Origin of the sequence: Paenibacillus sp. FSL F4-0236, from assembly GCF_038000135.1 — a bacterium.
Taxonomy (GTDB): domain Bacteria; phylum Bacillota; class Bacilli; order Paenibacillales; family Paenibacillaceae; genus Paenibacillus_AQ.
Genome location: NZ_JBBOBK010000001.1, coordinates 3,985,395 through 3,999,823 on the forward strand (window position 1 = coordinate 3,985,395; position 14,429 = coordinate 3,999,823).

The 14,429-nt window shown below is 42.6% G+C and carries 13 protein-coding genes; 3 read left to right on the forward strand and 10 right to left on the reverse strand.

The window, feature by feature from the left end; all coding sequences use genetic code 11:
- The first annotated feature begins 165 nt into the window (after positions 1–165).
- Positions 166–1,329 carry a YhgE/Pip domain-containing protein gene (locus tag NSQ29_RS18030; protein WP_341125746.1) on the forward strand — a complete coding sequence of 388 codons (1,164 nt, stop codon included), beginning with the start codon at positions 166–168 and terminating at the stop codon, positions 1,327–1,329.
- 96 nt (positions 1,330–1,425) lie between these two features.
- Positions 1,426–1,935 carry a PadR family transcriptional regulator gene (locus NSQ29_RS18035; RefSeq protein ID WP_042186461.1) on the forward strand — a complete coding sequence of 170 codons (510 nt, stop codon included), beginning with the start codon at positions 1,426–1,428 and terminating at the stop codon, positions 1,933–1,935.
- A 148-nt stretch (positions 1,936–2,083) separates the two neighbouring features.
- Here the strand turns inward: NSQ29_RS18035 and NSQ29_RS18040 are convergent, their stop codons facing one another.
- The 6 genes from NSQ29_RS18040 to NSQ29_RS18065 form a co-directional block, all read right to left on the reverse strand.
- On the reverse strand, positions 2,084–2,341 hold the full coding sequence (locus NSQ29_RS18040; RefSeq protein WP_042125931.1) for an AbrB/MazE/SpoVT family DNA-binding domain-containing protein: 258 nt from the start codon (positions 2,339–2,341) through the stop codon (positions 2,084–2,086).
- A gap of 540 nt (positions 2,342–2,881) precedes the next feature.
- On the reverse strand, positions 2,882–3,904 hold the full coding sequence (locus tag NSQ29_RS18045; protein WP_076300917.1) for a CapA family protein: 1,023 nt from the start codon (positions 3,902–3,904) through the stop codon (positions 2,882–2,884).
- A gap of 124 nt (positions 3,905–4,028) precedes the next feature.
- The gene (locus NSQ29_RS18050; RefSeq protein ID WP_339802047.1) at positions 4,029–4,688 is read right to left on the reverse strand and encodes a class I SAM-dependent methyltransferase; all 660 of its coding nucleotides are present in this window, start codon (positions 4,686–4,688) and stop codon (positions 4,029–4,031) included.
- 153 nt (positions 4,689–4,841) lie between these two features.
- Complete coding sequence (locus tag NSQ29_RS18055) at positions 4,842–5,864, reverse strand: SDR family oxidoreductase (protein ID WP_341125747.1); 1,023 nt, start codon at positions 5,862–5,864, stop codon at positions 4,842–4,844.
- An 82-nt stretch (positions 5,865–5,946) separates the two neighbouring features.
- Positions 5,947–6,795, reverse strand: coding sequence for an NAD-dependent epimerase/dehydratase family protein (locus NSQ29_RS18060; protein WP_341125748.1), 849 nt, complete (start codon positions 6,793–6,795; stop codon positions 5,947–5,949).
- A gap of 48 nt (positions 6,796–6,843) precedes the next feature.
- Complete coding sequence (locus NSQ29_RS18065; RefSeq protein ID WP_341125749.1) at positions 6,844–7,776, reverse strand: aldo/keto reductase family protein; 933 nt, start codon at positions 7,774–7,776, stop codon at positions 6,844–6,846.
- 173 nt (positions 7,777–7,949) lie between these two features.
- On the opposite strand from NSQ29_RS18065, the gene NSQ29_RS18070 reads away from it, so the two are divergent.
- Entirely contained in the window at positions 7,950–8,294 is a 345-nt protein-coding gene (locus NSQ29_RS18070; RefSeq protein ID WP_076283339.1) for a winged helix-turn-helix transcriptional regulator, read from the forward strand.
- 76 nt (positions 8,295–8,370) lie between these two features.
- Here the strand turns inward: NSQ29_RS18070 and NSQ29_RS18075 are convergent, their stop codons facing one another.
- The 4 genes from NSQ29_RS18075 to NSQ29_RS18090 form a co-directional block, all read right to left on the reverse strand.
- Positions 8,371–9,372, reverse strand: coding sequence for an anti-sigma factor (locus NSQ29_RS18075; protein ID WP_341125750.1), 1,002 nt, complete (start codon positions 9,370–9,372; stop codon positions 8,371–8,373).
- Positions 9,369–9,860, reverse strand: a complete 492-nt coding sequence (locus NSQ29_RS18080) for an RNA polymerase sigma factor (RefSeq protein ID WP_042186445.1) — start codon at positions 9,858–9,860, stop codon at positions 9,369–9,371. The genes NSQ29_RS18075 and NSQ29_RS18080 overlap by 4 nt, the downstream gene beginning before the upstream one ends.
- Before the next feature lie 230 nt (positions 9,861–10,090).
- Positions 10,091–11,203, reverse strand: a complete 1,113-nt coding sequence (locus NSQ29_RS18085) for a response regulator (RefSeq protein WP_341125751.1) — start codon at positions 11,201–11,203, stop codon at positions 10,091–10,093.
- A complete protein-coding gene (locus NSQ29_RS18090) occupies positions 11,200–14,286 on the reverse strand; it encodes a hybrid sensor histidine kinase/response regulator (protein ID WP_341126786.1) in 3,087 nt (1,028 codons plus the stop codon). The genes NSQ29_RS18085 and NSQ29_RS18090 overlap by 4 nt, the downstream gene beginning before the upstream one ends.
- Between the last annotated feature and the right edge of the window lie 143 nt (positions 14,287–14,429).

Here is a 14,429-nt window from a genome sequence, read left to right on the forward strand (position 1 = left end):
CAGGTAAGCACATTCATCTGCACGAAATTTCCAGTACAAGCCCTATGATATATGATATCACTTCGGAATGTCCATGCTCTCCACTTTTCTTGTTGCAGTTTATATTTCAACATGGTATATTACAGCCTGTAATATACCATGTTGAAATATAAAGGAGAGATAACCATGTCACGTCCATTAATCATGCGCTTCCTCAAGCAGCCCGCTACCATTGTCGGGATTATAACTGCACTGTTGTTCCAAGTCTTTTTCAGCTTAATCTGGATTACAGGGTATGACCATGTAACTGATCGGGTAGATCGGTTACCCATTGCTATTGTGAATGAGGATGGTGCGAATGCTCAGCCTGTAGTCGATGGTATTACCCAGTCCCTTCAGTTCGTAACCAGACAGGACCTTCCACTACAAGCTGCCAAGGAAGCCCTTGAGCATAGAGAAATCCGCATGATTATCAATATTCCACAAGGGTTCACCGGAGCGATTAGAAATCCATCCGGAAAGACTGAACTCCGTTACCTCATAAATGAATCTAATCCGCAAATGGTTAGCAATGTTATGCAGACTGTAGCCCTTAAAGTCACGGCTGCCATGAACACTCAAAGCAGTAATACAGCACTAAACCAAACCCTCGAAGCTATGAAGCTGCCACAAGCACAAGCAGAGATCATCAAAAGTGCGGCAAGCAGCCGAATCTCCGCAAACGTTGAAGTCATCCATCCCACAACTAATTTTGCACAAACTATGGTTCCGTTAATGATTGTTACTGCCTCCTTTACCGGAGCTATGCTACTCGCCATGAATCTGCAAAAAGCTTCTTCCAACTTATCGGGTCAATTTGGTAAATGGGATCGCTTTGGAGCCCGGTTTGCCATTATGGGTGCAACGGCTGTACTAACCTCTCTAGTGGGGACTATCATGGTTAACTCACTCGGGATCCACTCCAGCCATGGCTTTCTGCTCATGTGGCTGTTCGAATTCATTGTGATTCTCTCCTGCATGATTCTTGCACAGTTCAGTCTGCTGCTACTCGGCGACGCTGGTGCCTGGCTAAATATCGCACTTCTTTCCATACAAATGTTGGCTTCCGGAGCAACAATTCCTCGTGATGTGCTTTCTCCTTTTTATAGCTGGATCGGTCCCTTCTCACCTGCTTACTACGCGGTAAATGGCATGCTCGACCTGGTTATCGGAGGCAATGGTATATGGAAAGATATGTTCTATCTACTCTGCATTGGTGCAGCAATAGCTGGATTAAGCATTATCCTAACCTTCATTCGTAAGGAAACTCAGTTATCACAAGAACAAGAGCCCGTACCAGCAAATGCATAATTATTTAGTTTGCCTCCTTGGTTATGCCTTTTCAAATTGAGAGCGAAATGCAGTTGTGATATGGTAGGAGGTGAAAGAGAGGAGCGACAACGATTCATGAATATACAAGATGTCATTCTAGGGATATTAAGTGAAAAACCTCATTCGGGTTATGAGATAAAACGGCATTTCGAGGAATACTTTTCTTTTTTCTTTGATGCCAGCTACGGCACCATCTACCCAACCCTGAGCAAGATGGAGAAGCTGGACCTAATCACCAAAGAATCCATACGGCAGGAAGGCAAACCTGACAAAAATGTATTTACCATTACCCGTGCCGGCTTGGATCAGTTCCATGCTTACTTGCAAACACCGGCTGAAAAGGAAGTTCTGCGTTCAGACTTTTTTATGCATCTGTATTTCGGAGATAAGACCGATAAAGAGAACATAGATAATCTACTTCGGCAAGCATTGATAGAAAAGCAGGCAATGTACGATGATCTTGATCAGAAATTAAAGCAACTAGATTGCAAACTGTCCCCTTACCAAAAGCTGTGTATGGAATTGGGCCTTGTGCAATATGAAGCCTTTATCAAAAAGATTCAAAGTGTGCTGGAGTCTGAATAAGGATCGTGTGGTGTGGGCAGTAGGTTTCCTATTATTCTAGGGGATTTGCTGCTTTTTTTGTTGTGCTATCATAAAAAAGAACCGGCAGCATGCACAAATCGTGCTTGCTGTACCGGTTCTTTTTTAGCAAAAATGTGTAATCTATCGACTACACTCTATCAAAGCTAGAAATCAGCTCATCGAGAACATCTTTGCTTACCATTTTACCTTTGAAATTGATGAGGTTCTCTGCGCTTCCGGAGAAGATACAAGTTGGCTCGTATTTTCTAAGAATAATTTTCTCTCCATCTACAAAAATCTCGAGCGGGTCTTTTATGTCAATTCCCATCGTTCTACGTAGTTCAATAGGAATTACGATACGTCCCAATTCATCTACTTTTCTTACTATGCCTGTCGCTTTCATCATCGTACATCCTCCCTTAAATTCACATTAATAATCATTTTTGCTAAAAGCTATGTAGGCTTCTAAGTGATAGTAATGATTACGCTATACTCTAATATTAAAGTGCTATTCATTCCCTGTCAATTTTATTTCTACAAAATATGATATTTATCGACAATTATTCGACAAAAATATGTACACTTTCGACAAAATGCTGTAAAGCGATCCAAATTATTTGTCTTGAAATTAATAAATATCCAACATTGCGATTACAAATCAGCTTGCAGAGTATCCCAATTGATACCCTCATTTACCCAATACATCAAGTCTGGAAACACTCCGACGTATATCAGAGCAAAGAAACGTTTAGTAGAGTTAATACAGACTATTTATGCTTTATGCATCTACTTTTTTCGACAATCCAGCTTTCTACTATGTACTGATTTAATATAAGTATTACATATTATTAATAGAAAGATCAAATATTGGATAAATTTAGTATAATTAATTGAATTTAATTACAAAAAAAACCGACCAGTGATCTCTGGTCGATCTATTCTATCGTTATAATGGCTTCTCCGTAACCCTGCCATTCGCATCAATAATTGCATTATAAGATAGGCTATTCATTAGCTTAATCGTCTTCTTATTATAAGAATCGTCCATGAAGTTCGGCTGTCCACCAATAATTTTGACTGGCGTAATCTTACTAGTCACCTTGGCCTCATTAATCTCAAAATTCACCAGCATCGAGTGAAGTGTCTTTTCTCCACCACGTGTTGAACGATTAAACACAAAGTTTCCAAGTGAATAATAGATCGGTTTATTTTTGTAGTATTCGATGCCCATCAGGCAATGGCTGTGTGCGCCGAGTATGATATCTGCACCACTATCAATCATCTGTTTGGCTAGCTTGCGGGCGTATTGTTCAGGATAATCCTTAAACTCTTCATTCCAGTGAATGTACACAATCGTGTAATCATTCTCCTTAGACATCTTCTGGATAGCCGTAAGCATAGGCTGCGAAGTGTACGCTGAGGCAGCTCCCGGTTTATTGTTGCCGGCATACCAAGAAGGGCCTGAAAGCACTCGACTTACACCTAAGATAGCGATCTTCTTCCCCTTTACCGTCCTTGTATACGGTTTGAACGCTTCCTCTACATTTTCACCAGCTCCTGTATGGCCAATCTTGTTTCGATCCAGATGCACCAATGTATCGAGCATAGCGTCTGTTCCGAAATCTAAAATGTGATTGTTAGCCAAAGAAACGCCGTCAATCCCAGCATAGGTTAAGCCACTAAGCACTGCTGGTTTAGACCTAAAGGCAAAGGTTTTCTCTGCTGCCTTCCCTCGAATAGACACTGGCGTTTCCAGATTCGCGAAGGCGATATCTGCCTTTTGCAAGGTAGGTGCGACTTTCACAAACGGAAAGTTCACTCCGTATTTCGCGATCTGATCACCCACAAAACCGTCCAAGAGAATATCACCAGCAAAAGCAAGTCTGATAGGTTCTGAAGATGGCGAAGCTGCACTAGATGCAATCGTCGAAGGGAGAATCAGTGATAATAGAAGTGTAGTAAGTAGCATGCTGCGAAGTACATTCGACCCTAATCTCAAAAAATACAGCCTCCTATCCTCATTATGGAATCTATAATAGCTATTATTCTAGCTTACTGGAAATAGATTACTAATTTAAGGGTAAGAAGACCTGTTATCCCTTTGATTTTTTCAAAACAGCCCGGAAGCATTGTAACCCACCCCACAAATCTGTGGACACAGCATCTGCAGGCAACTCAAAATCCGTCTCCCCCCAATATTGAAATCCAGCCTGCAGCAGCAAATCATTCATAAGATTTAAGTTTACCGTTGGGTAATCAAACGTTAGCACGAGCAGCCCTTCTTCGTTCAACGTTCGGTGAAATTCCCGTAAAGTGCCGACCGTATCCTCTAAGGTCAAATGCTCCAGCACTGATATGCAAAAAATAGTGTCAAAGCTCTCGTCCTCATATGGAAGAGCCGCAAGATTGGCCTGAGCAAGATGCAAGTTGTTCGTTCTTCTAGCTATAACCTGCTTTGCCGCTTTTTCCCCGATCTCATCAGTAATCGCATCTAGGATGTCCTCCCGGTAAATAACCCTGCTGTCCATATCGCAAGCATGAACCTCTGCACATACCCCAGCTAAATAAAATTTCAAGGGATGAGGAATTCCACAAGCAGCATCCAGCACCACACCATGTGGAGAAATAAAGTTAATACACCACTCGTATTCAAAGGGACGGCTCCACCAGGATTCTGGCAAATCATAAATTAACTTCTCACGGCTTGCATCTGAGTTTACAAAAAAACGCGAGACAAAGGGATGTGTTGGCATGGCCAGGACTCCTTTTTAACGGAATTTAAGGTAGTGAGAGTATATTCATGATTTGCTGATTCATTCCATAACCTTACATTGAGCTAGACAAACCCAAAAAAAACGGCTGCTCCCTTAGGAACAGACCGTCTTTAAATATTAACCGTACAAATCTTATGAGTAAAAGGATAGAGGCTTGGCCTCAACTCCATGTTTCTCGATCAAATGATCTAGTAAAGCAGACCATTCCGCATCAACCGTGCATTGATCTGGATGAGCCTCGAACCAAGCAATTGACTGCTTTATCCCTTCAGAGAAAGGAACGGCAGCCTGGAAGTCAGGCACGAGACGTTTGATTTTACGATTGTCAAAAACACTGCTGACCGCTTGATCGCCGATCAAGCCATCCGCTGTCCCTGGAGGGGAGAAGGCTGTGATAAAGTCTGTAGAGATATGAACCACTTTCGGCTCCACACCTGCCGCTTGCCCAATGGCCGCATAGATCTGATTCCAGTTCAACACCTCATCAGAAGTAATATGAATGGCCTCCCCAATCGCTTCCGGATGCCCAAGCAATCCGACGAACCCTTTGGCAAAATCTGAGTTATGCGTCAGTGTCCACAAAGATGTTCCATCTCCATGGATGACTAAAGGCAAGCCACGACGGATACGATCAATCAAGGACCAAGGATGCTGTCCGCTCGTGAGTGCCGCAGGGATGGCTGAATTTCCGTAAGTATGGGAAGGACGAACAATCGTAACCGGGAATCCGCTGCTCTTGTGTGCTTCCATCAATAGCTGCTCACAAGCAATTTTATTTCTCGAGTATTCCCAATAAGGATTCTCCAGGGGTGTCTCTTCTGTGATTATATAATTACGCTGTGGCTTCTGATAAGCCGAGGCCGAGCTGATAAAAATGTACTGCTTCGTTTTACCTGTAAACAGATCAATATCTGTCTGCACATGTTCCGGTGTAAAAGCAATCCAGTCTACCACTACGTCAAATTCATAATCTCGCAATACTTCGGCAGCCTCCGCCGGATTACGAATGTCACCTTGAATCACCTTCGCCCCATCCGGAACGAATTCGCCTCTTTGTCCTCTGTTGAACAAATACAGCTCTATTCCTTGTTCTACCGCGTGCGGGGATACAGCCTGGCTAATCAGTCCCGTACCTCCGATAAATAATACCCTCATTTCACACGCTCCTTATAGAGGATGTTCAAAAACCGTACTTTTTGAACTCTCATTTATAGTAAAAGTAAACCTGGAGCGTCATTTATTCTTTAACGTAATCACGCCATAAGTGCTTTGGCTGCCAATTCAGCAGCTTCTTCGCCTTCGCATTGCTGAGTAACGACTCATGGCCTTCCAACGGCTGGCGGAAATCCGTCACCTCTGGATAACGTGCGGCCATTAACTCTCTGCTAGGAACAGCCATACTGGTCTCATCTGCGCATATATTAAGAGCAACTGCGCCCAATCCGTCCGTTTCAATCGCCAATTGGCAAGCTGTCGCTACATCCCGTGTATCAATATAACTCCACAGAATCCGATCACGCTGCGCGGGATCATGAATGAAGGAAGGGAAACGTTCATACGTCGATGGGTCAATGACATTTCCGATTCTTAGGGAAACGACTTGTATACCCGTTCTGCGCTGGAACATCTCTGCTGTCTTTTCATTCACAACTTTAGATAGACCGTAGCTGTCTTCAGGAAGTTGTGGATGATCTTCATCCATCGGTACATACTGGGGTCCCAACGGGTTAAGCGCAAAACAGATGCCATAAGAGGATTCACTGGAAGCAATAACTGCTTTGCGAATGCCCAGTCCAGCAGCAGCCTCCAGAATGTTATAGGTGGATACTACATTATTTTGAAAGGTGACTTCACTCGTCTTTATATTTGCGGCTGGGATCGCAGCCAGATGCACAACTGCATCAGCGCCTGCAAGTACGCCGTACACTTCACCTAAATTATTCAAATCAGCAATGATCGTTTGGCACAAGGAATCTGGAGATTTTTGCGTATCCACATTCACAACCTCATACCCTTGCTCAACAAAATGCCGGACCACCCATCTGCCGAGCATCCCGCTTCCGCCAGTAACAACTACTTTCGCCATGATCATATCTCCTTTTTTATGAATCTATCTCTAGTTAAGAATCTATCTCTAGTTAAGAATCTCTTCAATTTTCTTCAAAATATCCTCGGAAAGTTCTATTCCCGAAGCCTTAACATTCTCTTCGACCTGCTGCGGACGACTGGCACCCACTAGCGCACTTGCTACATTAGGCTGACGCAGAATCCAAGCCAAAGCCAGATTTCCCACAGAAATATTCAGCTCCGCAGCTACCCCGCTTAGTTGGCGAACCTTTTCAATCCTCTCTTCTGTAATCGCCTTTTTCAACCGATCCAACTTAGCCGCACGGCTATCTTCAGGGATGTCCGCGTTGTACTTACCAGTTAACAGCCCTTGAGCCAGTGGAGAAAAAACAACCTGTCCAATGCCACGTCGCTCGCCTAGCGGAATAATTTCTTTCTCAATATAACGTTCGAACATATTATAAATCGGTTGGTTAACCACAATATGATCCAGTAAATAGCGGTCTGCTACAGCTAGCGCATCTGTCATTTGCGCCGCAGTCCACTCACTTACACCGACATAATATACCTTGCCTTGACGAACCAGATCATCCAGCGCACGTAAGGTCTCTTCAATTGGAGTTTCCGTATCAAAACGATGGCAATACATAATATCCACGTATTCTACGCCGAGACGCTGCAAGCTTGCGTGACATTGTTCCGTAATATGCTTGCGGGATAGACCACGATCGTTAGGCCCTGTCCCCATTTCGCCAAACACTTTAGTGGCCAGCACATAGGATTCTCTCGGATAGTTCCGCAAGGTCTCGCCTAGCACTTTCTCAGCAGCACCCTTTTCGTAAACATTTGCCGTATCAAAAAAATTTACGCCTAGGTCGTAAGCGGTTTCAATGGCTTTAACAGCATTATCTCTTTCTACATATCCTCCGTATGTCAGCCAGCTTCCCAGACTAATCTCGCTAACTTTTAGGCCTGTTCCACCTAATCTACGATATTTCATAATAACTGCTCCTTCCATAGTTCCGTGTTATGATTTCGGCAAGTTGCCTAACGCACATATTCATTCTAGAATAGTTTGTATATAATAGGAAGAAGTGAAATTTAGTTTACTATATGATCTCTAGAGTAGTTACTATACAAGAGTATAGTGGCACCAAAACAGGAGGAGATTCCTTGACAACAGCTAAATCTAGCAATAATCATATCCCTAAAACCCCACTTACTATTGAATGTAATGTAGAAAAAACACTTGAGGTATTGGGCGGAAAATGGGCTTTTCTCGTACTAAGAGAGTTATTCGACGGTACCCAACGCTTTGGAGCGCTTCAGCGAAAAATCACTAATGTCAGCCCTCGTGCTTTGACTAGTACTCTACGCCATTTAGAGGAACACGGTGTGCTAGAACGTCATGTTTTTCCTACCGTACCGGTAACAGTGGAATATTCTTTAACTCCAAAAGGTGAGGATTTGCATCAAATTTTGAAGGAAATGAAACTATGGTCGGCCAAATGGACGTAGCATAAGTGGTAGGTTGTGATATGATCAAAATAGCCCCGGGATCATCGTTCCCGGGGCTTCTTTTTTACTATACGATCTAATATTTATCCACAACTGCGCCGAGTACTGCCGTATTTACATACGGTTTTCCTCTAAGGCTCTGAAGCTCCTTAGCAGTTCCTGTAACAACAACTCCCAATAGCTGTACGTCACTGGCATCCGGTGCCGCTTTATCCTTTTTCAAATAGTTCGAGATTCGCTCAAATTCTCCGTAATACTTGCCCTCTTTCTGAAGCCCATATGCTAGTGATTGTAAAAAATCCTCTGGTTTCGGTTTAAATAACCCTTCCCAATTGACACCGTAACCGTATACTTGTCTCGCTGATTCCGGTAATGCATATTTATTCGGGCTGCTGTCATTCGTAATAAACTCAAGCTTCTTTTTATTGTCATACGTATCTACCCAATACCACTTCTGTGTCAGCTCTGTTGGCAGCATCTTCTCTACTTCTGCTTGTGTATAGCTTTTATCAAATGAAACTGCCATTTCTACCAGCTTACCAGGTTCCATTTGATCAAGTGCAGGTAGGTCATTCAACACCTTTCCGTTATAATTCACCCCAGGTACATAGAACATCATTTCCCGCTGTCCATTTTGACTGTTATATCCTCGGTAATATTCATAATTTTGGCTGGTCATTACTGGATCAGGAACATTTATACTAGAGTAACCCCTATTAAGCAGAGAAAAGCGGCTGCTCATACTGAATTCCAGCTTTTTAGTATCCCACACGACAGGTACACCCTCAACAACCTTGTACGTACTCAATTCAACTTTGCCCGATAAAAAGCCTAAATCCAGCTCAGTTCTCAGCTCATGAAGATTAGGACTGCTAATTTCCATCATAATCCTCTCCTCATCCAGACCACGAGTCGCTAACCAGCTTGTCAGTTGAGAGATACCCAGCATGCCACCGAACAATACTATAATGGTCACGATCAGTGAAATGACCGTATTACGGATCATTGTTTTTCGTTTTGCTTTCTTAATTATTTTCGAAAGACTTTGATCATCCTTTTGTTCCCATGGAGCCGTCATTCCGCTTCACCTCTGTATTTTTTTTGAAATTGCTTGCGGGCACGAAACAATGCCGATTTGACCGTATCCGTTGTGATCCCAAGGAGCTCAGCTATCTCCTGATAGGACAGCTCCAGCTCGTACTTCATAATAATGAGCTGTTTGTGGAGAGGAAGAAGCTCATCTAGTACACGTTCGATGTCCTCTCGTTTCTCTTTTAACAGCACATGATCCTCCGGCAGTTCCATGTCTGGAACATCCACATAATCAATAGGAATGACTATCCGTTTGCTGCGGCGGCACAGATCATAATAACGATTAATCGCTACTTTATATAGCCATGCACTGAATTTGTTCTCATCAATAGAATCGATATACAAAAGTGCCTTATATACCGTATCTTGTACGATATCCTCCGCGTCGGCTGCAGGTGCCCCGAGACGAATCAAGTATTTTTGGATTTCTAACATTTTCGGTTGAAGTATCTGATGTAGCTGCCCGGGCTTCATCCTGCACCTCCCTTCGTATGTATAACGGTTAAGTTCTCGAAATGTTAGCTGATAGTAGAAAAAACTTATAAAAGAAAAGCTACAAAAAGAAAATCCCCTTATCGCTAACAGTATATAGATACCGTATAGCGTAAAGGGGTGCTTTTTAAAAAATATTATTTATTCACTTATAGAAGATTCATTGATACTAGTAACATACGCCTTTTGAAATACCAAGTCCGTATCAAATTTTAGGCCAGATATGCAGCTACACGTTCTTTAAACTCTGATGAAGGAACCATGCCCAGCTCCGAACGATAAGCAATCTCGAATTTCTCATAGAGCCGTGCAATCTTTTCTTTATTTCCGAGTTTGGCATAAATATCAATCATTTGCTGGTTCATTTCTTCATGCAGCGGATATAAGCTTATGAACTTTTCTAATCGTTGCTCGGCTTTATGCCAGTCCTGAGCAGCACAATCACTGCCCACTAGCAAACGAGTCCAGGTTGTGAAATGCTTGCAATATGCTTCCTCCAGCGATATCTTCCATAGATAAGGCTTTCCATCCAGCAGAGGCCCCTGATATAAGATACAAAGCCGCTCCATTTGCGTAGTCTTATGTTCTCCTTCAGCCATTTCTAAATGAAATCTTTGATACTCAAGAGCATCATAACTTTCATTTCCGGTCTCCAGCATATAACCATCATTCATTTTGCGGATTTCCATGCCGAAGCCCTTTTCTTTCAACATTTTCTTCAAAAGGTATATCGTATTATACAAATTGGATGCCCCTCTCTCATCCTGCATATCCGGCCATAACAAGTCCATTATTTTCCACTTACTGATATAACGACCTGCATTACATAGGAAATAAGCAAACAATTCTTCTGCTCTACGTGTTCGAAAATGAATGGGCTTACCTTCTGAATCGCAAACCTCAAATCCGCCAAAACAGCGGATCATAGGCCCCGTTTTCTTTGGCTCTAGGATCACCGCAGGTCTCATTCGTTTAACAAGTCGTTCAGTAACCCTGTTGATCGCTTCGGGAGTTATTGGCTTAAGTATATAATCTAGTGCACTAACCTCGAACGCTTCCAGTGCATAATTCTTGTAGGCCGTTGTAAATACAATCTCCGGTTGATGCATTAGCTTCTGAATTCTGCTTGCCAGCTCAATACCATTCATCTTAGGCATTTCAACATCTATAAACACGACATCCGGTTGTAAATCAGGTATGCATTCCAGTGCCTCTAATGGATTTGAGAAGGCCCCGCTAATGGTATAATCTGGATTACGACCGATCAGTACCTTCATCAAATTCAAAATTGGCTTCTCATCTTCAACAATCACTACACGAATCATCGTGTTTCTCCCTCCATGCCCCCAAGGCTTGCTGGTAAATACATTGTTACTTTGGTCCCAAACCCAAGGTCGGAATGAATGGTTAGGGTAGCTCCGGGTATAGCGCCTAGACGCTTTCGAATGTTATGGATTCCAATACTGCCTTCCGGCTGCTCGTCTCCGGTTAATTGATATAGCAAGTCATCTGGCATACCCACACCATCATCTTCGATGATAACTTTCATATAGTTACTACCTGCTTGAACCGTGAGCGAAACTCTGCCCTGACCCTCTTTTTCAAACAATCCATGTCTGATCGCATTTTCAACAAATGGCTGAATACATAAGGAAGGGATTTCAACAGAACGCAGACCCTCATCCATATAAAAAATAAAATCGAACCGTTCTCCAAAACGCGCTTTTTCGATCTCCACGTAGGCTTGAATCAGCTCTAACTCCCGGTGCAAAGGTACAACTAAAGTGGAACGGTCCATATCGAGTATATAACGGATGTATTGACTTAACATGGATAACAAATAGGCGGCTTTCTCTCCATCTGTATAACAGAAAGAGATCACACTGCTCAGTGCGTTATACAGAAAATGCGGTTTGATTTGCGCTTGATGAAAGGCATACTCATTTCGTATCGCTTCTTGTATCGATGTCTTCATTGCAATCAGCGTTTGAATTCTCGCAATCAGCGTTTCTCCATCAAATGGCTTAGTTATATAATCATTCGCCCCAGCCCTGAAGCCAAGCGCAATATCTGTTGGCGCGTCTTTTACTGTAGCAAACAAAATAGGTAAATCCAGAATGGAGTAACGCACCCGCAACGTTCGGCACAACTCAATCCCTGAAATCCCCGGCATCATGACATCTAATATAACTAGGTCCATATTAGGGTATTGCTCCATTTTGTCCATTGCTTCATTCGCTGAAAACGCCGTAATTACATTGTAATGATGCCGTCTTAAAATATTCAGCAGAATATGAATGTTAGAGGCCTCATCATCCACAATTAGGATCGTATATCCACTCTGATCCACTATATCAAGCGAGGTCTGCTCAAAATGCGCGTGCTGCCCCACCCCTGTAGCTGCTACTTCGCGGTAGCCTGGGATCCGCTCGATTTTGGGCAAGGTGAAGATCATTCGAGTGCCTTGACCAACCTCAGACCAATCCACCCGAATCTCACCGCCCATCCGCTCAATTAGCTTTCTGCTAATATACAGACCCACACCCATTCCTGTGTAACCATCTTGCGGAAGTGGTTTATCGACTTGTTCAAAATATTCAAATATGGCGGTATGCATATCAGGGGATATCCCAGTTCCTGAATCTTCCACCGTAACAGATACTGTATTTCCTTCTACATAAGCTTTTATGGTAATAAATCCTTTATCCGTATGCTTGATCGCATTATGAACTAAATTGTACATGACTTGTCTTAATCGACTATCATCCGCAAGCACCCACACATCGGGTTCTACCTGATTATCTAATCGCACAGATTTCCCTGCGAGCTCAAACTGCAACACATCAAATACAATTTGTGAAGCCACCCTTAGATCAACCACTGTCTGCTGTAGTCGTAATTCTCCATGCTTCAAAAGACTAACATCAATCAAATCCTGAATGAGCATAGACAGTTTTGTAGAAGTGTCCTTAATTAACCAAAGATTCTGTTTCTGTAATGGATACAGATTATCTTCGCCATCTTCTAATAAAAAGGATGTCATATTCATAATGCCATGCAGCGGAGTTTTGATCTCATGAGAAGTGTTCATCAGAAATTCATCTTTAAGCTGGTTCGAGATTAGCAACTGACGGGACAGCATTTCCGTCTTATCATAAGTGTTTGAGAATCGTACAGCTAACATAATATTGAAGAAAACAATAAAACCAATGACTCCGCATTTACCCACCAAGTCGGTCTGCAGAACATTTTCAGAGTAAAGACTTACATCAAAGAAAAATATCAGGAGCGAAATCGCACCGCCAATGAACAAAAATAGTTCTTTTCGATCCGTCGTCTGGCTCTGGCTGCGAACATATAAATAGATCATTCTGACTATGATTACCACCATAACGATTCCAAGATAGGTTACGAATAGATACTTCATACGAATGTGTACACCATACGGGAGCACCAAAACCGATAGAAGATATAGGACAAATGGAGACAACACAATCTTCATCCTCTTACTTGACATCAACCGGGACTCGACCGAGCAGTAAAACATAATAATGATAATCGAACCGACAAACTGGCTTATTTCCAATAGCTTGTAAGTTGATTCAAAAGGGAAATGGGGTAGTAACTGTTGAAATATCTTCTCTCCATATAGAGAATTGTTCAAAGAAAGAATAAGCAAATATAAACCGCTGAGCAAATAGGCCTTTTCTCTACGCCCAACGAAATAGAAGCTGAGATGATATGCTCCAAACATCCCCAGGATCAATATAATTCCAATGTCAGTACCCGTCTGAATACTGTTCAGTTTTGTAATATCCGTGTGCACGCCCAGTGGGATTGAATTCACGATCCCCCCAGTAATAAAGTTGAAGTTAGACACTTGAATTACAATTTCTATCTCTTGGGTATTAGACTGAAAAAATACCGTATACGGAGTATTCCCTGGCTTAAATGACTCACTTTCTGTTGAAGGAACCCCGTCCTCTCCTTCCTGCTTCCCATTGATAAATAACTTTTGAGACATACGGATACTTCTTATTTTCAAACCAAGAATCTCATCCGAATCTTTGACCAACACTTTAAGTCGATAGGTGCCAGCCCCTTTACGGTCCATTCCATCTTCTATGATCTTGCCTTTCCATGTGCCTGGGACAGATAGATATGTAGATTTCTTATCTATACTTTGCTGAATCTCAGAAGGACTCAGTAATTTATTTTCATAAAACTCCCATTCTCCGTCTAGATCAACTAATCCCTGTTTCTCAAAGTCCCAGCTCGACAAATCCAGTACGCCCTGCTTGGCCACCGGGGTATCTTGGTCCTGAATCGTTGGGGAAATAATACTTACTAATAGGGAAAAGGCAAGGATAAAAAACAACCCCATCCCAACTATTCCACGATATTTCATCGTCCTCAACCTTCAGGCTCCTCTCACCAGCGAGTAATTCTACCATTCTACCCCGCTGCTCTCACAAAAATCTCTCAAAGTCCCGCCACTCTAATTGTTTACTGACGTTACTCAGTATAATCGGCACTTAGGTAGGCGTCTAT